The sequence below is a fragment of the Sphingomonas sp. JUb134 genome (assembly GCF_004341505.2).
In the GTDB taxonomy this organism is placed as follows: Bacteria; Pseudomonadota; Alphaproteobacteria; order Sphingomonadales; family Sphingomonadaceae; genus Sphingomonas.
On record NZ_SLYP02000001.1, the window covers coordinates 606,374 to 625,405 of the forward strand.

22 protein-coding genes are annotated in these 19,032 nt (G+C 69.5%); 15 read left to right on the forward strand and 7 right to left on the reverse strand.

The features are described from left to right. Positions 1-194: 194 nt before the first annotated feature. The 14 genes from EDF69_RS02740 (at position 195) to feoB (ending at position 12,024) form a co-directional block, all read left to right on the forward strand. On the forward strand, positions 195-482 hold the full coding sequence (locus EDF69_RS02740; RefSeq protein ID WP_129342666.1) for a hypothetical protein: 288 nt from the start codon (positions 195-197) through the stop codon (positions 480-482). A 68-nt stretch (positions 483-550) separates the two neighbouring features. Then, positions 551-1,237, forward strand: a complete 687-nt coding sequence (locus EDF69_RS02745) for a L,D-transpeptidase (protein ID WP_132884551.1) — start codon at positions 551-553, stop codon at positions 1,235-1,237. Between the two features lie 87 nt (positions 1,238-1,324). Further along, positions 1,325-2,104 (forward strand): ThuA domain-containing protein, encoded by a 780-nt coding sequence (locus EDF69_RS02750; protein ID WP_132884552.1) that lies wholly within the window; start codon positions 1,325-1,327, stop codon positions 2,102-2,104. Positions 2,105-2,341: 237 nt separating this feature from the next. Further along, complete coding sequence (gltX, locus tag EDF69_RS02755; protein ID WP_132884553.1) at positions 2,342-3,676, forward strand: glutamate--tRNA ligase; 1,335 nt, start codon at positions 2,342-2,344, stop codon at positions 3,674-3,676. A 299-nt stretch (positions 3,677-3,975) separates the two neighbouring features. Further along, positions 3,976-4,656, forward strand: coding sequence for an energy transducer TonB (locus tag EDF69_RS02760; RefSeq protein WP_239555262.1), 681 nt, complete (start codon positions 3,976-3,978; stop codon positions 4,654-4,656). Positions 4,657-4,710: 54 nt separating this feature from the next. Then, positions 4,711-5,058, forward strand: a complete 348-nt coding sequence (locus EDF69_RS02765; protein WP_125962472.1) for a hypothetical protein — start codon at positions 4,711-4,713, stop codon at positions 5,056-5,058. A gap of 5 nt (positions 5,059-5,063) precedes the next feature. Next, a complete protein-coding gene (gene ribD / locus EDF69_RS02770; RefSeq protein ID WP_425336573.1) occupies positions 5,064-6,044 on the forward strand; it encodes a bifunctional diaminohydroxyphosphoribosylaminopyrimidine deaminase/5-amino-6-(5-phosphoribosylamino)uracil reductase RibD in 981 nt (326 codons plus the stop codon). A gap of 1 nt (position 6,045) precedes the next feature. Further along, a complete protein-coding gene (locus EDF69_RS02775; protein WP_132884554.1) occupies positions 6,046-6,669 on the forward strand; it encodes a riboflavin synthase in 624 nt (207 codons plus the stop codon). After that, on the forward strand, positions 6,656-7,807 hold the full coding sequence (ribB, locus tag EDF69_RS02780; RefSeq protein WP_132884555.1) for a 3,4-dihydroxy-2-butanone-4-phosphate synthase: 1,152 nt from the start codon (positions 6,656-6,658) through the stop codon (positions 7,805-7,807). Before EDF69_RS02775 ends, ribB begins: the two co-directional genes overlap by 14 nt. Position 7,808: 1 nt before the next feature. Beyond that, complete coding sequence (ribH, locus tag EDF69_RS02785; RefSeq protein WP_239436535.1) at positions 7,809-8,228, forward strand: 6,7-dimethyl-8-ribityllumazine synthase; 420 nt, start codon at positions 7,809-7,811, stop codon at positions 8,226-8,228. A gap of 21 nt (positions 8,229-8,249) precedes the next feature. Beyond that, positions 8,250-9,155: a DMT family transporter gene (locus tag EDF69_RS02790; protein WP_132884556.1), complete on the forward strand. Its 906-nt coding sequence runs from the start codon at positions 8,250-8,252 to the stop codon at positions 9,153-9,155. Positions 9,156-9,174: 19 nt separating this feature from the next. Next, positions 9,175-9,843 (forward strand): COQ9 family protein, encoded by a 669-nt coding sequence (locus EDF69_RS02795; protein ID WP_239555264.1) that lies wholly within the window; start codon positions 9,175-9,177, stop codon positions 9,841-9,843. A gap of 47 nt (positions 9,844-9,890) precedes the next feature. Next, the gene (locus EDF69_RS02800; protein WP_125962466.1) at positions 9,891-10,148 is read left to right on the forward strand and encodes a FeoA family protein; all 258 of its coding nucleotides are present in this window, start codon (positions 9,891-9,893) and stop codon (positions 10,146-10,148) included. A 19-nt stretch (positions 10,149-10,167) separates the two neighbouring features. Next, positions 10,168-12,024, forward strand: a complete 1,857-nt coding sequence (gene feoB / locus EDF69_RS02805) for a ferrous iron transporter B (RefSeq protein ID WP_132884558.1) — start codon at positions 10,168-10,170, stop codon at positions 12,022-12,024. 227 nt (positions 12,025-12,251) lie between these two features. Here feoB and EDF69_RS02810 read toward each other — a convergent pair whose 3' ends face one another. Continuing rightward, positions 12,252-12,437 (reverse strand): DUF4169 family protein, encoded by a 186-nt coding sequence (locus tag EDF69_RS02810; RefSeq protein ID WP_132884559.1) that lies wholly within the window; start codon positions 12,435-12,437, stop codon positions 12,252-12,254. Positions 12,438-12,529: 92 nt separating this feature from the next. Here EDF69_RS02810 and ssb point away from each other — a divergent pair, with 92 nt between their 5' ends. Next, positions 12,530-13,093, forward strand: a complete 564-nt coding sequence (gene ssb, locus EDF69_RS02815) for a single-stranded DNA-binding protein (RefSeq protein WP_125962463.1) — start codon at positions 12,530-12,532, stop codon at positions 13,091-13,093. A 266-nt stretch (positions 13,094-13,359) separates the two neighbouring features. Here ssb and EDF69_RS02820 read toward each other — a convergent pair whose 3' ends face one another. The 6 genes from EDF69_RS02820 to recQ are packed head-to-tail and all read right to left on the reverse strand — an operon-like array spanning position 13,360 to position 18,874. Further along, positions 13,360-14,463, reverse strand: coding sequence for an IS630 family transposase (locus EDF69_RS02820; protein ID WP_132884640.1), 1,104 nt, complete (start codon positions 14,461-14,463; stop codon positions 13,360-13,362). 58 nt (positions 14,464-14,521) lie between these two features. After that, positions 14,522-15,112 carry a methionine biosynthesis protein MetW gene (gene metW / locus EDF69_RS02825; RefSeq protein WP_132883885.1) on the reverse strand — a complete coding sequence of 197 codons (591 nt, stop codon included), beginning with the start codon at positions 15,110-15,112 and terminating at the stop codon, positions 14,522-14,524. Next, a complete protein-coding gene (locus tag EDF69_RS02830; protein WP_132883886.1) occupies positions 15,109-15,537 on the reverse strand; it encodes a GNAT family N-acetyltransferase in 429 nt (142 codons plus the stop codon). Before EDF69_RS02830 ends, metW begins: the two co-directional genes overlap by 4 nt. Next, positions 15,534-16,667 (reverse strand): homoserine O-acetyltransferase MetX, encoded by a 1,134-nt coding sequence (gene metX, locus EDF69_RS02835; RefSeq protein WP_132883887.1) that lies wholly within the window; start codon positions 16,665-16,667, stop codon positions 15,534-15,536. The genes EDF69_RS02830 and metX overlap by 4 nt, the downstream gene beginning before the upstream one ends. Before the next feature lie 15 nt (positions 16,668-16,682). Further along, complete coding sequence (locus tag EDF69_RS02840) at positions 16,683-17,108, reverse strand: TIGR01244 family sulfur transferase (RefSeq protein WP_132883888.1); 426 nt, start codon at positions 17,106-17,108, stop codon at positions 16,683-16,685. Continuing rightward, positions 17,105-18,874 carry a DNA helicase RecQ gene (gene recQ, locus EDF69_RS02845; protein WP_132883889.1) on the reverse strand — a complete coding sequence of 590 codons (1,770 nt, stop codon included), beginning with the start codon at positions 18,872-18,874 and terminating at the stop codon, positions 17,105-17,107. The genes EDF69_RS02840 and recQ overlap by 4 nt, the downstream gene beginning before the upstream one ends. Positions 18,875-19,032: the final 158 nt, after the last annotated feature.

Genomic DNA, 19,032 nt, shown 5'->3' on the forward strand with positions numbered 1-19,032 from the left:
ATGTGCAGAGATGAACAGCCGTTCAGCTAGATGAACAACAGTTCAGGTAGATGAATAGATGTTCAGGAAAGTGTTGAAACGGTGCAACACTGTCGGTTGATCTGACGCAATGCACATCCGAACCCAATCGGGATTGTTGAACTTTCCTCCGTCAGCTTGGTTGTTCCGGCAGATCAACGAGTGAAAGAACTACGATGTCATTCAATGCCTCTAAATTCGCACCTGCCCTGATCGTCCTGGTGGCTGGTGTGGGGCTGAGCGGCTGTGCGACCAAGTCGTACGTCCGCGAGCAGATCGCGCCGGTGAGCCAGCGGGTCGACACGCTGGAGGCGCGACTGCAGGAGACCGACGGCACCGCCAAGGCGGCGCTGGCCGAGGCGCAGGCGAACGGCCAGCGGATCGACCAGATCAACGGCCGCGTGGATGGCGTGGAGCAGCGGCTCCAGGCGCAGGAGGCTCGGCCGAAGCGCCCGCGCCACTGATCGCACCGCCCGTCAACAGCATCCGGTCGTCCCTTACGGGACGGCCGGATTTCGAGTATCTGCATTTGATGACCTTTTTTCTCCGGGTGCTGGCCGGCATCGCACTGGCCGCTCCCGCCGCAGCGGTTGCGCAATCCCAGGAAGCACCGGCTCTGGAAGCCCCCAGCTTCGAGGCCGAGGCCGGGACGGTTCGTTCGGCCGACGCCAGCCGCGTCGCCGACTGGGTGACGGCATCGGGCGACAACCACGGGCTCCCGTTCGCGATCATCGACAAGCCCAATGCCACGATGCTGCTGTTCGACGCGAAGGGCGAGCAGCTGGCGCAGGAGCCGGTGCTGATCGGCATCGCGCTGGGCGATGATGCCACCGCGGGCGTCGGCAGCAAGAAGCTGGCGGAGATCGGCCCTGCCGAGAAGACCACGCCGGCCGGGCGCTTCCTGGCGAAGTTCGGCATCCCGTTCCGCAAGGAGCGGATCCTGTGGGTGGACTATGCGACCTCGGTGGCGATCCACACGATCCCGGCGGATGCGGCCAAGAAGGAGCGCCGCCGCGAGCGGATGCTGTCGCCGACGGCGGAGGACAATCGCGTCACCTTCGGCTGCATCAACGTGCCCCGGGCGTTCTACGGCAAGCTCCTGCGGCCGCAGTTCGCCAAGAAGGGCGGCTATGTCTATGTGCTGCCCGACAGCAAGCCGCTGGAAGAGGTGTTCCCGCGGTTGCGCGTGCACGAGTTGCGGACCGCGGCGGTTCGCTAGCGCCTCCTGTTGAGCCGCCCTGCGACCAAGGTGGACCTCGCGCCGGGGCGCGGGTTCGCTACAAGGGGGCGACAGGGGGAGAAGGCGATGAAGGCGATCCTGCGGCTATTGGCGGTGCTGGTCTGGGGGCTGATGCCGGGCACGGCGTCGGCCGAGGACCAGTTCAAGCTGCTCGTGATCGCGACGCCCAGCACCTATCACTATGAATACATCCCGGTCGCGCGCGAGAGCCTGGAAAAGCTGGCGCGGCTGCACTCGATCGGGCTGACCTGGACGAGCGACCCGGCGGTGTTTGACGGCGACCTCAGCCCCTATGCGGCGGTGCTGTTCCTGAACACGCCGGCCGAGCAGCTGAGTGCGACGCAGCGCCAGCGGTTCGAGGCCTATATGCGCGGCGGCGGCAACGCGATGGTGGTGCACCGGGCCGCGATCGTGCCGCCGGGGGCGTGGCCCTGGTACGAGCGGCTGGTCGGCCGGTCCTTCGTCAACCACCCCAAGATCCAGACGGGCGTGGTCACCGTCGCCGACAAGGGCTTTCCCGCCAGCTTCGGCCTGCCGGATCGGTGGATCTGGAGCGACGAGTTCTACGTGACCGAGAACCCGCACCGGGTGGCGGTGAACCCCGTGCTGGAGGTGGACGAGGCGAGCTATGACCCGACGCGGATCTGGCCGGGGCAGGTCGGCCGGCGGATGGGCGCGCACCACCCGGAGGCCTGGTACCACCGGCATGAACAGGGGCGCGTGTTCGTGACGCTGCTGGGGCACCAGGCGGAGATGTACCGGGACGAGCGGTACCTGCAGCACCTGCTGGGCGGCATCTATTGGACGGCGACGGGGCTGGGGCAGGTGGGGGCGAAGCAGCGGTGAGTGCGCCTTCTCCCCTCCCTCTTAGGGAGGGGCTGGGGGTGGGTGCCGCCGAGGTACTCGGCGGCGTTCCGCGTTGCCGGATGGCGGCGGGCTTTCCGTTGGCGCCGCGCCGCACGGGGCTGGCGTTGAGCGGCTTCGCTTCGCTTGCCAACCCACCCCCCGGCCCCTCCCTTGCAGGGAGGGGTGTTGGTTGGTGCCAATTCCACCGGCGGCGGAATCGCTCTACAGGCTCGGCGCATGACCCTTACCACCCGCTTCGCGCCGAGCCCCACCGGGCGGCTCCACCTCGGCAACCTGCGCGCGGCGCTGATCAACTGGCTCTATGCCAAGGCGAATGGCGGCCGGCTGCTGCTGCGCATCGACGATACCGATGCGGCGCGATCCGAGGAGCGGTTCGTGGACGCGATCCGCGCCGATCTCGCCTGGCTGGGGATCGACGTGGCGGGCGAGGAACGCCAGTCGGCACGGTTCGATCGCTATGAGGCCTGCCTTGCCGATCTGGTCGCGGCGGGGCGGGTGTATCCGGCGTACGAGACGCCGGAGGAGCTGGACCTGCGGCGCAAGGTGCTGCTGGGGCGCGGGCTGCCGCCGGTGTACGACCGTGCGGCGCTGGCGCTGACGGACGCGGACCGCGCGCGGCTGGAGGCCGAGGGGCGGCGGCCGCATTGGCGGTTCCGGCTGGACCACGACGCGCCGATCGGCTGGCAGGACCTGGTGCGGGGCGAGCAGCGGTTCGAGGCGGCGCGGCTGAGCGATCCCGTCGTGCGGCGCGCGGACGGCAGCTGGCTCTATCTGCTGCCCTCGGTGATCGACGACATCGACATGGGCGTGACGACGGTGATCCGCGGCGAGGACCATGTCTCCAACACCGCGACCCAGATCCAGATGTTCGAGAGCCTGGGCGCGGAACTGCCCGAGTTCGCGCATGTCGCGCTGCTGACCGGTGCGGAGGGCAAGCTGTCGAAGCGGCTGGGGGCGACCGGGGTCGACGAGTTCCGCGCGATGGGGATCGAGCCCGAGGCGGTGGTGGCGATGCTGGCGCGGCTGGGCACCAGCGATCCGGTGGAGCCGCTGGTCGACCGGGCGCCGCTGATCGCCGGCTTCGACTTCGCACGCTTCGGGCGGGCGCCGGCGCGGTTCGACGAGGCGGAGTTGCAGGCGCTCAACGCGCGCATCGTCCACCAGCTCGACTTTGAGCGGGTGCAGGCAGAGCTGCCCGAGGGCATGGACCGAACGGGCTGGGAGGCGATCCGCGCGAACCTGTCGACCGTGGCCGAGGCGGCGGACTGGTGGCAGGTGGTGACCGGGCCGATCGCGGTGCCGGCGCTGTCGGACGAGGATCGTGCGTTCGTCGCCGAGGCCGCTGGGGTGGCCGAGTCGATCGACTGGGCGGAGCCGAGCTGGGCGGCGCTCACGGGGGCGCTCAAGCAGGCGACCGGGCGCAAGGGGCGGGCGCTGTTCCTGCCGCTGCGGCTGGCGCTGACGGGGCGCGAGCATGGGCCGGACATGGCGGCGCTGCTGCCGCTGATCGGGCGCGACGCGGCGATCGCACGGCTGCGCGCCGCGGGGTAGGTGGAGGTCGGCTAGGGCGTATCCTCCGCCGTGGCAGGGGCTGCCTTTGGTCATCCGTATTCCTGCGCAGGCAGGAATCCAGGGCCAAGCAGAGCAACGACGTGCGGTGCTTGGACCCTGGGCTCCTGCCTTCGCAGGAGCACGTCAGCGCTTTGCAGAGGTTTCGCCTGCGGCGGTATAGGAGGCCGGGAGGGTGGAGTGCTCCCGAAGTGGCGCGAAGACGCGCGCCATTGCGTCTGCAGTGTTATGATGTACCATCGCCTGCTCGGCCCTTGGAGGGCCCGAACGAGGAGAAGCCGATGTACGCGAATCGCTATGCTTCCGAACGCCGCTTCCACCCTGCCAGCATGGGCGTTGCCTTGGCGATCAACGGCGGCCTGCTCGCCGCGATGCTGCTGGCCGGATCGGTCTCCGTGGTCCGCTATGAGGACCCGGCGCTGAACACGACCGCCATCCCGCTGCCGCCGACGCCGCCGGAGGTGAAGCCGGAGCCGCAGCCGGTGGAAAAGACGGTTCAGCCCCCGCCCCAGACGCTTCCCTTCCTGCCGAAGCCGCTCATCGACCTGCCGCGGCCTGACGAAACGGTGATGGCGAGCGATCCGACCCTGCCGATCACCCCGCCGCCGACCACGACGGGGACGCCCGGCGGGACGGGCACGGGGGTCGCCGTCGACCCGCCCAAGCCGATGCCGGTGCTGGTCGATGCCGCGCCCGACCCGCGGTACAAAGACGCATTCCAGCCGGCCTACCCGCCCGCCGAGCGCCGCGCCGAGCGGGACGGCGTGGTCACGGTGCGGGTGCGGATCGGCGCCGATGGGCGGGTGACCGCGGTCGAGCCGGTGCGCGCCACCAGCGACGCGTTCTGGGAGGCGACCCGGCGGCAGGCGCTGTCGAAGTGGCGCTTTCGTGCCGCGACGCGCGACGGCGTCGCCGTCGAGAGCTGGCGGGTGATGACGGTGCGTTTCGAGATGGAGAACTGAAGGGACGGCGCAGGGGCTGGTGGCCGAGGGCGGTGACGCCTATCTGGAAGGCCCATGAGAATCCTGCGCCACCTGTCGCCGCTGCGTGCGTACCATGACCTGCGACTGTTCCTGTCGCACCGGCGGCCGCATCAATGGGCGTTCCTGGCGCTGGCGGTGACGATCACCGGCCTGTGGATCTGGGCCTTCGTCCATGATTCCCACTTCGAGCGGCCGTACAAGCGCGAGATCATCTACGTCCAGGATTGGCGGCTCGACCGCACGGACGAGGAGATCCGCGCCCAGCAGAAGATCGACGAGGCCAAGCGCCAGAAGGAGATCGCCGAGCTGGAGAAGCGGCGCGCGCGGATCCAGGCCGAGTTCAAGAAGCTCGACGACGGCATGACCGCCTGGGGGCTTTGACCTCCTTGGCCCACACGACCGACGATGTACGCTGGATGGGCGAGGCGGTGGCGCTGGCCGAGCGCAGCCGCGGCCAGACCGCACCCAACCCCAATGTCGGCTGCGTGATCGTCGCCGAGGGTCGCGTGGTCGGGCAGGGGCGGACCCAGCCGGGCGGGCGCCCGCATGCCGAGGCGGTGGCGCTGGCTGAAGCGGGCGAGGCCGCAAAGGGCGCGACGCTCTATGTGACGCTGGAGCCGTGCGCGCATGTTTCCGCGCGGGGACCGGCCTGCGCGGACCTGATCGTCGCGGCACAGCCGGCCCGCGTGGTGGTGGCGCTGACGGACCCCGATCCCCGCACCAATGGGCAGGGCATCGCCCGGCTGCGTGCTGCCGGGATCGCGGTGACCGAGGGCGTGTGCACGGGGGAGGCGCGGCGCAGCATGGCGGGGTTCCTGACCCGCCTGGCGCTGGGGCGACCGCATGTGACGCTGAAGCTTGCGACCTCGCTCGACGGGCGGATCGCGCTGCCCTCGGGCGAGAGCCGCTGGATCACCGGGCCGGAGGCGCGCGCGGACGTGCATCGCGAGCGTGCCCGGCACGAGGCGATCCTGGTCGGGCGCGGTACCTATGAAGCGGATGCGCCGCGGCTGGACGTGCGCCTGCCCGGGCTGGAGCATCGCAGCCCGCGCCGGCTGCTGCTGACCCGCGGGACGGTGCCGGAAGGGTGGGAGGCGCTGCACGATCTGGCCGATCTGGGCGCGCTGGACGGTGTCGATCATCTGCTGGTGGAGGGCGGGGCGGGTGCGGCCGCTGCCTTCCTGACCGCCGACCTGGTCGACCGGCTGCTCTTCTATCGGGCGCCGATCCTGATCGGCGCGGGGACGTCGGCGGTGGGCGACATCGGCCTGTCCAGCCTGGCCGAGGCCCATGGCCGATGGCGGTTTATCGAGGCGCGTTCGCTTGGCAGCGACCGGCGCGAAGTCTACGAGCGCGAGCGAGATTGATATGTTCACCGGAATCGTCACCGACATCGGCACCATCGAGGCCGTAGAGCAGACGGGCGACCTGCGCGTCCGCATCGCCACAAGCTATGACACCGCAACCGTCGACCTGGGCGCGTCGATCGCCTGTTCGGGCGTGTGTCTGACCGTGGTCGACAAGGGGCCGGGCTGGTTCGCGGTCGACGTGTCCGGGGAAACCGTGTCGCGCACCGCCCGCGACCAGTGGACCGCCGGCCGCCGGCTGAACCTGGAACGCGCGCTGAAGCTCGGCGACGAACTCGGCGGGCACATCGTCACCGGCCATGTCGACGGGCTGGGCGAAGTGACCGAGGTTACCCAGGAGGGTGGGTCGCATCGCGTCACCATCCTGGCCGGCCCCGAGATCGCGCCGTATCTGGCCGCCAAGGGTTCGGTCACGGTCGATGGCGTGTCGCTGACCGTCAACAGCGTCGAGGACGGGCCGGAGGGGACGCGCTTCGGCCTCAACATCATTCCCCATACGGCCGAGGTCACGACCTTTGCCGACATCACCGAGGGGCAGGCCGTCAATCTCGAGATCGACGTGCTCGCCCGCTATCTCCAGCGCATGGAGCGCTATCGTGAAAGGACGCAGCATGGCGCTGCCTGAACCCGGCTCCCTGGAACCCGCGCGGCTCCGCCACGGCTTCCTCTCCTCGCCCGAGGAGATCATCGACGAGGCGCGCAACGGGCGCATGTTCATCCTGGTCGACGACGAGGACCGGGAGAATGAAGGCGACCTGGTGATCCCGGCGCAGATGGCGACGCCGGAGAAGATCAACTTCATGGTGACGCACGGCCGTGGCCTCGTCTGCCTGGCGCTGTCGAAGCCGCGGGTCGAGGAACTCGGCCTGGAGCTGATGAGCCGCAACAACGGCACCCGGCACGAGACCGCCTTCACCGTCTCGATCGAGGCGAAGGAAGGGGTGAGCACCGGCATTTCCGCGGCCGATCGTGCGCGCACCATCGCGGTGGCGGTCGATTCGACCAAGGGCGCGGCCGACATCGTCACCCCGGGCCATGTCTTCCCGCTCATCGCGCGCGACGGCGGCGTGCTGGTGCGCGCCGGCCATACCGAGGCGGCGGTCGACGTGGCGCGGCTCGCCGGGCTCAATCCCGCGGGCGTGATCTGCGAGATCATGAACGAGGATGGCACCATGTCGCGCCTGGACGACCTTGTCGGCTTCGCGCAGCTGCACGGCCTCAAGATCGGGACCATCCGCGACCTGATCGCCTATCGCCGCCGCCATGACCATCTGGTCGAGAAGCGGGCGGAAAGCCGCTTCACCAGCCGCTGGGGCGGCGAGTGGACGGCGATGACCTTCTGGAACAAGGCGACCGGCAGCGAGCAGGTCGCGCTGGTGAAGGGCCGCATCGACCCCACCAAACCCACCCTCGTCCGCATGCACGCGATGTCGCCCTTCGCCGACATCTTCGGCGAGACGGGGCGCCGCGCGGAGCTGCTCAGCCGGTCGATGGAGATCATCGGCGAGGAAGGTGCGGGCGTGATCGTGGTGATCAACAAGCCGCGGCTCGACCAGTTCACCGTTGCCATGCAGGCGCGCACCGGCGAGCTTGCGCCCACCGACATGGACCAGCTGCGCGACTATGGCGTAGGCGCCATGATCCTCAACGAACTGGGCGTCGCCGAAATGGTGCTGCTCACCAACACCCATCACACCCTCGTCGGGCTCGACGGCTATGGCCTGTCGATCGTCGGCGAGCGTCCCATCGACACGGAGCGCTGACATGGCCCGCATCTTGATCGTCGAAGCGCGCTTCTACGACCACCTCAACGACCTGCTGCTCGACGGCGCGCGCACCGCGCTGCAGGAGGCAGGGCAGGATTACGAGATCGTCACCGTGCCGGGCGCGCTGGAGATCCCGGGCGCGGTGGCGATGGCGGCCGAGACGGGCCAGTTCGACGCCTATGTCGCGCTGGGCGTGGTGATCCGCGGCGAGACCTATCATTTCGAGATCGTCGCCAACGAAAGCGCGCGCGGGCTGATGGCGCTGGCGATGGACGGCCTGCCGATCGGCAACGGCATCCTGACCGTCGAGAACGAGGCGCAGGCGCTGGCCCGCGCCGATCGCAACGACAAGGACAAGGGCGGGGAAGCCGCCAAGGCGGCGCTCGCCATGCTGGCGCTGCGCCAGCGCTTCGCCTGATCCGGCGCCGCGGCTGAGCCGATGACGTCGGAGAGCCGCGGAATGGGGCTGGCGGCCGCGGTGGTCGCCAACCTGACGCTGGCGATGGGCCCGTGGCTGGTGCGACTGGCCGAGACCGGGCCGGTCGCCGCCGGCTTCTGGCGGCTGGCGCTGGCGATGCCGGCGCTGCTCGCCTGGTCGGCGATCGCCAATCCCGGGGCGTTGCGGCGGGGGCTCGCCTTCTGGCCGGTGCTGCTGGTGGCGGGGCTCGCCTTTGCCGCGGACCTCGCGACGTGGAACGTGAGCATCCACCGCACGACGCTCGCCAACGCGACGCTGTTCGCCAATTCGGCGACGCTGATTTACCCCGTCTATGGCTTCCTGATCGCGCGCGCCTGGCCGAGCCGACCGCAGGTCGCAGCGCTGCTGCTGGCGATGGTCGGTGGGGGCATGCTGCTCGGCCGGTCGGCGGAGCTGTCGCACGCGCATCTGGTGGGAGACCTGCTCGCGCTGTTCGCGGGGCTGGCTTACGCGGTCTATTTTATCGGCATGGCGCGGGTGCGCGCGGCGGTGCCGCCGATGCCGGCGCTGGCATTGTCGGGAGTCGCGACCATGGCGCCGCTCTTGGTGCTGGCGATTGGGCTCGGCGAGCGGCTGGTACCTTTGGACGTGGCCGGCTGGGGGCCGCTGATCGGGCTGGCGCTGGTCAGCCAGGTGTTCGGCCAGGGGCTGATGATCTATGCGCTCGGCCGCCTGCCGCCGCTGGTGATCGGCATCACGCTGCTGCTCCAGCCGATCGTGGCGGGCGGGATCGGCTGGGCGGTCTATGGCGAGCGGCCGGGTATCCCCGACCTGATCGGCGCGCTGCTGGTCGCCGCCGCGCTGGTGCTGGTCCGGCGCGAGCCGAAGGTTGCGCCTGCCGCCGGGCAGACTAGATCGGTGGCCTGATCCCATGAAGGAGGCCGCGATGGCGACCGCAGCATTCGAAGACGCGACGCTGGACGAACTGCGCGCTGCGCTGGCGCCGGTGGTGGCCGCGAACGCCGCGTTCGACGGCTGGGCGCCGGCCGCGGTGACCATGGCGGCCGAGCAGCTGGGTATCGACCCGGACGTCGCCCGCGCGGCGATGCCGAGCCCCCTCGACATGATCGACGCCTGGTTCGCGCATATCGACCGGCTGATGATGGAGCGGCTGCCCGCGGACACGCTCGCTGCGATGAAGATCCGCCAGCGCATCACCGCGCTGGTCGAGGCGCGACTCGCGGCGGTCGCGCCTCAGCGGGAGGCACTGCGCCGGGCGCTCGCCATCCTGGCGATGCCGCAGAACCTGGCGCGTGCCACGCGGCTGGGCTGGCGCAGCGTCGACCTGATGTGGCGGCTCGCGGGCGACACCGCGACCGACTATAACCACTATACCAAGCGCGCGACGCTGGGGGCGGTCTATGGCAGTACGGTCACCGTGTTCCTGGACGACGAGAGCGAGGGCTGGGCGGATACCCGCGCGTTCCTGTCGCGGCGGATCGACAACATCATGCAGTTCGAAAAGGCCAAGGCGCAATGGGTCGGCCGGGCGTCGAGCGAGCGGCGGCTGAGCCTGTCGCGCTTCATCGGCCGGCTGCGCTATCCGGCCGTTTGAAAACGAAAAAGCTGGCCTTCCGCGTCAACTATTGATAATCACTCGCAATGCTTTCGCCCAACGCCAGCCTCTCGCACCTCGCCCAGCGCCAGCATGCGCGCGTGGCGGGGGTGGATTGGGATGCGCTGCAGCCCGCCGAGGCGCGGCGGCTGCGCGAGTTCGGCCTGGACGAGGGCGTGGAGATCGAGCTGCTGCACCGCGCATGGCTCGGCGGCGGGCCGGTCGCCTGTCGCATCGGGCGGATGATGGTGGCGCTGCGCCCCCATGTCGCCGCCGCCATTCGCGTCACCCTGGCCGTCGACTGAGGCCTTTTCGGACAGGATCATGAACCACCCACCGCTGGTCGCGCTCGTCGGCAACCCCAATGCCGGCAAGAGCGCCTTGTTCAACGCGCTCACCGGCGCGCGCCAGAAGGTGGGCAATTATCCGGGCGTGACCGTGGAGCGCCATTCCGGGCGCATGGCGCTGCCCGACGGCCGGCCGGTCGAGCTGGTCGACCTGCCCGGCACCTACAGCCTCGACCCCTCCAGCCCCGATGAGGCGGTGACCCGCGACGTCGTGCTCGGCCGCCAGCAGGGCGAGCGGCTGCCCGACGTGCTGGTGGTGGTGGCGGACGCCACCAACCTCGACAATCACCTGCGCTTCGTCCTCCAATTGAAGGCGCTGGACCGGCCGATGCTGGTCGCGCTCAACATGGTCGACATGGCCGAGCGCGACGGGCTGAAGTTCGACCTCGACGCGCTGTCGGCCGAGATCGGCTGCCCGGTGGTGCCGACGGTGGCGGTGCGCAAGCGCGGGCTCGATGCGTTGCGCGACGCGCTGGCCGAGGTGCTGGCGGGTGCGCCCGCGACGCTGCCGCCGCCGCTCGACAGCTTCGACGCCGACATCCGCCATTTCCAGCGCGAGGCGCGCCGCGTCGCAGGCGTCGCGATCACCGAGCAGCCGCGTGCGCGTGCCGTGACGCGATCGATGGACGCCATCGCGCTGCACCCGGTGTTCGGGCCGATCATCCTGCTCACGCTGATGTTCGTGATGTTCCAGGCCGTGTTCAGCTGGTCGGAAGCGCCGATCGGCTGGATCGAGGGGCTGCAGGGCTGGCTCGCCGACACGGCGGTGGCGACGCTGCCGGAGAATTTCCTACGCGACCTTTTGGTCGAGGGCATCATCAACGGCGTCGGCTCCGTCGTGGTGTTCTTGCCGCAGATCCTGATCCTGTTCCTGTTCATCCTGGTGCTGGAGGCATCGGGCTACATGGTCCGCGCCGCGTTCCTGATGGACCGGCTGATGGCGAGCGTCGGGCTGTCGGGGCGTGCGTTCATCCCGCTGCTCTCCTCCTTTGCCTGCGCGATCCCCGGCATCATGGCGACGCGCGCGATCGACGATCCCAAGGAGCGGCTGACCACCATATTGATCGCGCCGCTGATGACCTGTTCGGCGCGCTTGCCGGTCTATGCGCTGATCATCGGCGCGTTCATCCCCGCGCGGCAGGTGGCGCCGGGAGTCGGCTTGCAGGGGCTGGTGCTGTTCGTCCTCTACCTCGCCGGCATCGTCGGCGCGGTGCTCGCCGCCTTCGTGCTGCGGCGGACGCTGGCCAAGGGCCAGGGCGGCGGCTTCATGATGGAGATGCCGCGCTACCAGATGCCGTCGCTGCGCGACGTGGCGCTGGGGCTGTGGCATCGCGGCTATGTGTTCCTGCGGCGTGCGGGCACGACGATCATGACCGTCACGATCGCGCTGTGGCTGCTCGCCTCCTATCCGGTCGCACCGGAGGGCGTGAAGCAGAGCGAATATTCGGCCGCCGGGCGGATCGCGTCGGGGCTGGAGGTCGTGCTCAAGCCGATCGGCTTCAACCACGAGATGTCGCTGGCGGTGATCCCGGCGATGGCGGCGCGTGAGGTCGCGGTGTCGGCGCTCCAGACCGTCTATGCGATCGATGCGGCCGACGAGGAACAGGGTGCGCAGGAACTGGGCGGGCGGCTGTCGGGCCGGTGGAGCCTGCCGACCGCGCTCGCCTTCCTCGCCTGGTTCGTGTTCGCGCCGCAGTGCCTCTCGACGATCGCGGTCACCCGGCGGGAGACCAACGGGTGGCGGGTGCCGGGGCTGATGCTCGCGTACCTGTTCGGGCTCGCCTATGCGGCGGCGGGGATCACGTACTGGAGCGCGGTGGCGCTGGGGTTGTAGCCGTATCCCCGCGCAGGCGGGGATCCAGGGTCCAGCAGAGCAACGACGGGTAGGTTCGGAACCCTGGGCTCCCGCCTTCGCGGGAGCACGAAGGATCGCGAAGCATAGCGTGGGTCGTACCCCGGCAAAGGCCGGGGTCCAGTTGCGATGGAATTTGAAGCGGCGCGCGCCCTTACAGCCAGCTTTCCAACTGGGCCCCGGCCTTCGCCGGGGTATTGGGTTGGGGATTACTCCGGTGTTTCGTCGCGCCTCGCCCCGTCGAGGGTGCGCTCGGCCCGGTCGCGGTCCTGCGCTTCCGCCGCCTTCTGCGCATTGGTGCGGCCGAAGCGGTGGCGGTTGGCGTCGGCCTCTGCTGCCTTTTCGGCGCGGGCGCGTGCCTTGCGCGCGCGGTTCAGGTTGATGATCTCGGCCATGCCGCCTAGTCTAGCGCACCCGCGCCGGCCGGCATACGTCGCTGCGACCGATTGCCCCGCGCGCCCGCATTTTCAAAGTTAATGGAGACATCATGGCCGGCAGCGTCAACAAGGTCATTCTGGTCGGCAACCTGGGCCGCGACCCGGAATCGCGCAGCTTCCAGAACGGCGGCAAGGTGGTGAACCTGCGCATCGCCACGTCCGAATCGTGGAAGGACCGCAACTCGGGCGAGCGCAAGGAAAAGACCGAGTGGCACTCGGTCGCGATCTTCAACGAAGGCCTGGCGAACGTCGCCGAGCGCTTCCTGCGCAAGGGATCGAAGGTCTACATCGAAGGCCAGTTGCAGACCCGCAAGTGGCAGGACCAGAACGGCCAGGACAAATACTCGACCGAAATCGTGCTGCAGGGCTTCAATTCGGTGCTGACCATGCTCGACGGTCCGGGCGGCGGCCAGGGTGGCGGCGGCGGTAGCCGCGGTGGCGACGACTTCGGCGGTGGTGATGACTTCGGCGGCGGCTCGGGCGGTCGTGGTGGCAGCTTCAACAGCGGCGGCGGGCGTAGCGGTGGCGGTGGTGGTCGCTCGGGCGGCGGCAGCAGTGGTGGCGGCTTCGGCGGCGGCTTCGGCGACGACCTGGACGACGACGTGCCGTTCTGATCGCGATTCCGATGCGAACGAAAAGGGGGCCGCGCGGCCCCTTTTTTGTGCGTGCGATACGCCCGGCAAGAACCGTACCCCTGCGCAGGCAGGGATCCAGGGCCAAGCAGGACAACGGCTGTTGGCGCCCGGGACCCTGGGCTCCTGCCTTCGCAGGAGCACGTGAGAGGGGAGGCAGGCGGGTGCCCCAGTCGGGCGACACCGCAACTGGGCCCCGGCCTTCGCCGGGGTTTGAGTTACGTGTGGAGCGCCCTAGTCACCTGAATCTAAAGTTCGCCGCATAACGTACGGTCTGCGGCTTGGCAGAAGCGCTTTACGGAGGCGAGTATCTCGTCGGCGGACTTGGTCCATCGGTAGGGCTTCGGGTTCTCGTTGTGGCGCTCGATGAAGGCACGGATGTCCTGCTCGAGCTGATTGGTGGAGGTATGGACGCCGCGGCGCAGTTGCTTGCGGGTAAGTTCGGCAAACCAGCGCTCGACCTGGTTGATCCACGAAGCCGAAGTCGGCGTGAAATGCACATGATAGTGCGGCCTGCGGGCGAGCCAGGCCCGGACGAGCGCGGTTTTGTGGGTCGCGTAATTGTCCATGATGATGTGGACATCGAGATCGGGCGGCACCTGGGCGTCGATCTGCTTAAGGAAGTCCAGAAACTCGGCGGCGCGATGACGCTTGTAGCATTTGCCGATCACGAACCCCGAAGCGATGTCGAGCGCTGCGAACAGCGAGGTCGTGCCGTGACGGACGTAACTGTGAGTGCGCCGCTCGGGTACTCCTGGCATCATCGGCAGGACCGGCTGCTCTCGATCGAGCGCCTGGATCTGGCTCTTCTCGTCGACGCTGAGCACCAACGCGCGGTTAGGCGGGGAGAGATAGAGCCCGACAATGTCGCGGACCTTTTCCACGAACAGGGGATCGCTCGACAGCTTGAACGTCTCCGACCGATGCGGTTGCAGCCCAAAGGCCGACCAGATGCGCCGGATCGTCGTGTGGGAGAAGCCGGTCGCACCCGCCATCGAGCGTATCGACCAGTGGGTCGCGTCAGTTGGCGTGGAGCGGAGTGTGCGCTCGATCACGGCAGCAACCTGATCATCGTCGATCGTTCTCGGTCGTCCGGGCCGAGCCTCGTCCATCAGTCCCTCAACTCGGTCCTTCAGGAAGCGCCGTCGCCACTTACCGACTGTGTGCTCGTGCACGCCCAACTCAGCAGCGACAACCTTGCTCTGAATACCGTCCGCACAGCGAAGGATAATACGGCACCGCTCCGACATCGAGCGAGACACCCGCCGCCGGCGAACCTGCCGCTCCAGATAGTCCCGCTCCTCCGCCTCCAACACCAGAGGCATCGTCGGTCGGCCGCCCGCGTTCGCCATGCCAAGCTCCTCATCAGCGGAGCCAGCATACAATGCGACTTACTTCAGTTCCAGGTGACTAGCGCCGGAGCAGGAAGACGGCGTGTTCGGCGCGGAAGTTGGCGGCGGCGGCGCTGGTGCGGCGGTCGCCCTTCAGGAACCAGGCGTCCTCGACGGTGATCCCGCGCGCTTTCACGAATGCGCGGAAGTCGTCGATGGTGACGTGGTGGATGTTCGGCGTCTCGTACCACGGCACCGGCAGCAGCCGCGTGACCGGCATGCGCCCGCCCCACAGCAGCGATGCGCGCACCCGCCAGTGCGCGAAGTTCGGGAAGGACACGAACGCGCGGCGGCCGATGCGCAGCAGATGGTCGAGCACCACGTGCGGGCGCATCGTCGTCTGCAGCGTCTGGCTGAGGATCGCATAGTCGAAGCTCGCGTCCGGATAGCCGGCGAGATCCGCGTCCGCATCCCCCTGCACCACCGACAGCCCGCGCGCGACCGCGGCAGCGACGTTGCCGGCATCGATCTCCAGCCCGCGCGCGTCTACGTGGCGGCTGTCGCGCAAGGCTGCCATCAGCGCGCCGTCGCCGCAGCCGACGTCGAGCACGCGCGCGCCCTCTGCCACGTTGGCGGCGATGACGGCGAGGTCGGGGCGTAGCGCGGTCATGCGTTTGCTACGGCCAGCGGTGCGGCGTTGGCTGGCCGCTCCATATAGCGGGTGGCATCGTCGAGCGGCGCGAAGCCGAGCGACTGGTAGACGCCGTGAGCGTCGCGGGTGACCAGCATCCAGCGGCGCAGGCCGGCAAGCTTGGGCAGCTCCACCAGGTGCGACACCATCGCACGGCCGACGCCCTGGCCCCGCGCCGCCTCGTCCACGAAAACGTCGGCGAGCCAGGCAAAGGTCGCGCCGTCGGTGATGGCGCGGGCAAAGCCGATCTGCGTGCCGTCGCAATAGGCGCCGGCACAGGTCGAGCCGGCGATCGCGCGCTCGACCAGATCGCGGGCGATGCCGGGCGACCAGTAGGTGGTGGAAAGCCAGCCGTGGATGCGGTCGAGTTGCAGGCGGCTCTTGTCGATGGAAATGTCGGTCATGCGCGACCCCAGGTCAGGAAGCCGCGCACCACCCGGTCGAGCTCGGGCGATTCGAGCAGGAAGGCGTCGTGGCCGAAGGGGCTGGAGAGCTCGACGAAACTGGCGCGGGCGCCGGCGGCGTTCAATGCCTGGACCATCACGCGCGACTCGGCGGTCGGGTAGAGCCAGTCGGTGTCGAAGCTGACGATGCAGAAGCGCGTGGCGGTGTCGCGAAACGCGTTGGCGAGCATGCCGCCATGCTCCTCGGCGAGGTCGAAATAGTCGAGCGCGCGGGTGATGTAGAGGTAGGAGTTGGCGTCGAACCGGTCGGTGAAGGCGAGGCCCTGGTGGCGCAGATAGCTTTCGACCTGGAAATCGGCGTCGAAGCCGAAGGTCTTGGCGCCGGCTTGTCCGTCGGGGCGCGCCTGGAGGCGGCGGCCGAACTTGGCGGTGAGTCCGGCCTCCGACAGATAGGTGATGTGCGCGGCCATGCGCGCGACGGCGAGGCCGGCGGCGGGCGGGTCGCCGCTCTCGTAATAGGCGCCGTTGCGCCATTTGGGGTCGGCCATGATCGCCTGGCGCCCCACTTCGTGGAAGGCGATGTTCTGCGCGGAATGGCGCGCGGTGGCGGCGATCACCACGGCGGCCTCGACGCGCTCGGGGAAGGTGGCGGCCCAGGACAGCGCCTGCATGCCGCCCATCGACCCCCCGACCACCGCTGCCAGCCGGCCGATGCCGAGGTGGTCGAGCAGCAGGGCTTGTGCGCGCACCATGTCGCGGATGGTGATGACCGGGAAGGCCATGCCCCACTGCTCGCCCGTCGTGGGATCGACCGACGCGGGTCCCGAGGAGCCCATGCAGCTGCCGAGCACGTTGGAGCAGATCACGAACCAGCGATCGGTGTCGATCGGCTTGCCGGGCCCGACCATGCGCGTCCACCACCCAGGCTTGCCGGTGACGGGGTGGTCGGAGGCGAGATACTGGTCGCCGGTCAGCGCGTGGCAGACCAGCACCGCATTGTCGGCCGCGGGCGACAGCGTGCCATAAGTCTCATAGCCGATCTCGACTGCGGGCAGCGACGCGCCGCCGTCGAGCGGCAGCGGGCCGGCAAGCAGCGCGCGGCGGCGCAGACCGAAGCGTTCGTCCGACATGCTAGCGTAGCTGGCTCACCGGCCGCTCAGCGCGTCCAGGGTGGGACGGATACCGGACAGGTCGTAGCCCGCACCCTCGGCCTTCGCGACCAGCTCGGCCGGGTCGCCGCCGGCCTTCGCCTCGGCCAGCGCCCACAGGTTGCAGGAGCGCGTGCCCGAGCGGCAATAGGCGAGCACCGGGCCATCTGCGGCATCGAGCGCGGCGCGCATCGCGTCCAGCTGGCCGTGGCCGAAGCCGGCGTGGGTCACGGGAATGGCGGTGTAGGCGAGGCCGGCGGCTTCGGCCGCCGCATGGATCTCGGCTCCGGAGGGCTGGCCCGGCTCTTCGTCATCGGGGCGGTTGTTGACGATCGCGACGAAGCCGGCGGCGGCGATGTCCGGCATCTGCTCAGGGAGGATCTGGGGGGCGACGGAGACCTTGCTGTCGATGGTGCGGATCATGCTGCCTCGCGGATGACCTGGAGAAAGGCGTCGCCATACGCCTCCAGCTTGCGCGCGCCAACGCCGGTGATGCGGCCGAGCGCCTGAAGGCTCGACGGGCGCATCGTCGCCATGTCGCGCAGGACGGAGTCGTGGAAGATGACGTAGGGCGGCACCGACGCCTCTTCGGCAAGCTCACGACGGCGGCGGCGCAGCGCCTCGAACAGCGGATTGCCGATCGGGTTGGGGGTAGCGCCGGCAGCACCGCGGCGGCGGCGCTCGCGCTTGGGCGGGAGGACGAGCTTGAGGGTCGCCTCGCCTTTCAGCAGGCCGCGCGCGCCGGGGCCGAACTCGAGCCCGCCGTGCGGATTGGCGCGGATGGCGTCGCGCAGCAGCAGGGCGCGGGCGACGGGTTTGAGGAGATGCGCTTCCTCCGCCTCGACGATGCCCCATACCGACAGCGCCTCATGGCCGTTGGTCATGCTGCGCTCGGTCGACTGGCCCTGGAGCACCTGCTCGATATAGCCGACGCCGAACATCTGGCCGGTGCGGAACACCGCCGACAGGAACTTGCGCGCCGTTTCCGTGGCGTCGACGGCAGCGGGCGGGTTGAGGCAATTGTCGCAGTTGCCGCAGCTGTCGGGCGGCGTCTCACCGAAGTGGGCGAGCAGGATCGCGCGGCGGCAGCCAGCGGTCTCGACCAGCGCGCCGAGCGCATTGAGGCGCGCGCGTTCGCCGGGCTGGCGCTCGGGCTCGACCTCGCCGATGCGCTGGCGGGCGCGCGCGAAGTCGTCGGCGCCCCAGAACAGATGCGCGACCGCCGGGTCGCCGTCGCGGCCGGCGCGGCCGGTTTCCTGGTAATAGCCCTCGATCGACTTCGGGAGCCCCGCGTGCGCGACGAAGCGGACGTCGGGCTTGTCGATGCCCATGCCGAAGGCGACGGTGGCGACCATCACCATGTCCTCGCTCGCGACGAAGTCCGCCTGGTTGCGCTGGCGGACGGCCGGGTCGAGGCCGGCGTGATAGGCGCGCACCTCGCGCTTGGGGGTCGAGAGTGCGGCGGCCAGCCGCTCGGTCGCGGCGCGGGTCGGGGCATAGACGATGCCGGGGCCGGGATGCTCGGCGAGGATGTCGGCGATCTGGCGCGTGGTGTTGTCGCGCGGGGTGATCGCGTAGCGGATGTTGGGCCGGTCGAAACCGGCGACGATCATCCCCTCTTCGGGAATGCCCAGCTGCTCGAGGATGTCGGCGCGGGTGTGGGCGTCGGCAGTGGCGGTGAGCGCGAGGCGTGGCACCTCCGGGAACTGGTCGAACAGCGGGCGCAGCAGGCGATAGTCGGGGCGGAAGTCGTGACCCCATTCGCTGACGCAATGCGCCTCGTCGATCGCGAACAGGCTCAAGGGCGCCTGAGCGAGCAGGTCGCGGAAGTGGCCGCTGGAGGCGCGCTCCGGGGCTACATAGAGCAGGTCGAGCTCGCCGGCGCGGAAGCGGGCGATCGTCTCCTGGCGGTTTTCGTCGACGGAGGTCAGCGTGCCGGCGCGGATGCCGACCGCGGTCGCGGCACGCAGCTGGTCGTGCATCAGCGCGATGAGCGGCGAGATCACCACGCAGGTGCCGTCGAGCACTACCGAGGGCAGCTGGTAGGTAAGCGACTTGCCGGCGCCGGTGGGCATGACGGCGAGGGTGCGCTGGCCGGCGAGCACCCGCTCCACCACCTGGCCCTGGACACCGCGAAAGCCGGGGAAGCCGAAGGTCGACTGGAGAACGGACACGGGATCGGCGGGCATGGGGGCGCTGTAGCGGGCGGGGTCGGGGCGTGTCGAGGTTTTGGGGTGGGTGTCGGGGTCCGTTCTCTTCTGCTTCGTACCCCGGCGGAGGCCGGGGCCCAGGTGGGGAACGGTAGCGATGGAGCTGGGACGTCTCCCAACTGGGCCCCGGCCTCCGC

Coding starts and splice junctions, on each gene's coding strand:
- EDF69_RS02740 (WP_129342666.1), top strand. CDS start 195: ATGTCATTCAATGCCTCTAAATTCGCACCTGCCCTGATCGTCCTGGTG.
- EDF69_RS02745 (WP_132884551.1), top strand. CDS start 551: ATGACCTTTTTTCTCCGGGTGCTGGCCGGCATCGCACTGGCCGCTCCC.
- EDF69_RS02750 (WP_132884552.1), top strand. CDS start 1,325: ATGAAGGCGATCCTGCGGCTATTGGCGGTGCTGGTCTGGGGGCTGATG.
- gltX (WP_132884553.1), top strand. CDS start 2,342: ATGACCCTTACCACCCGCTTCGCGCCGAGCCCCACCGGGCGGCTCCAC.
- EDF69_RS02760 (WP_239555262.1), top strand. CDS start 3,976: ATGTACGCGAATCGCTATGCTTCCGAACGCCGCTTCCACCCTGCCAGC.
- EDF69_RS02765 (WP_125962472.1), top strand. CDS start 4,711: ATGAGAATCCTGCGCCACCTGTCGCCGCTGCGTGCGTACCATGACCTG.
- EDF69_RS02775 (WP_132884554.1), top strand. CDS start 6,046: ATGTTCACCGGAATCGTCACCGACATCGGCACCATCGAGGCCGTAGAG.
- ribB (WP_132884555.1), top strand. CDS start 6,656: ATGGCGCTGCCTGAACCCGGCTCCCTGGAACCCGCGCGGCTCCGCCAC.
- ribH (WP_239436535.1), top strand. CDS start 7,809: ATGGCCCGCATCTTGATCGTCGAAGCGCGCTTCTACGACCACCTCAAC.
- EDF69_RS02790 (WP_132884556.1), top strand. CDS start 8,250: ATGACGTCGGAGAGCCGCGGAATGGGGCTGGCGGCCGCGGTGGTCGCC.
- EDF69_RS02795 (WP_239555264.1), top strand. CDS start 9,175: ATGGCGACCGCAGCATTCGAAGACGCGACGCTGGACGAACTGCGCGCT.
- EDF69_RS02800 (WP_125962466.1), top strand. CDS start 9,891: ATGCTTTCGCCCAACGCCAGCCTCTCGCACCTCGCCCAGCGCCAGCAT.
- feoB (WP_132884558.1), top strand. CDS start 10,168: ATGAACCACCCACCGCTGGTCGCGCTCGTCGGCAACCCCAATGCCGGC.
- EDF69_RS02810 (WP_132884559.1), bottom strand. CDS start 12,437: ATGGCCGAGATCATCAACCTGAACCGCGCGCGCAAGGCACGCGCCCGC.
- ssb (WP_125962463.1), top strand. CDS start 12,530: ATGGCCGGCAGCGTCAACAAGGTCATTCTGGTCGGCAACCTGGGCCGC.
- EDF69_RS02820 (WP_132884640.1), bottom strand. CDS start 14,463: ATGGCGAACGCGGGCGGCCGACCGACGATGCCTCTGGTGTTGGAGGCG.
- metW (WP_132883885.1), bottom strand. CDS start 15,112: ATGACCGCGCTACGCCCCGACCTCGCCGTCATCGCCGCCAACGTGGCA.
- EDF69_RS02830 (WP_132883886.1), bottom strand. CDS start 15,537: ATGACCGACATTTCCATCGACAAGAGCCGCCTGCAACTCGACCGCATC.
- metX (WP_132883887.1), bottom strand. CDS start 16,667: ATGTCGGACGAACGCTTCGGTCTGCGCCGCCGCGCGCTGCTTGCCGGC.
- EDF69_RS02840 (WP_132883888.1), bottom strand. CDS start 17,108: ATGATCCGCACCATCGACAGCAAGGTCTCCGTCGCCCCCCAGATCCTC.
- recQ (WP_132883889.1), bottom strand. CDS start 18,874: ATGCCCGCCGATCCCGTGTCCGTTCTCCAGTCGACCTTCGGCTTCCCC.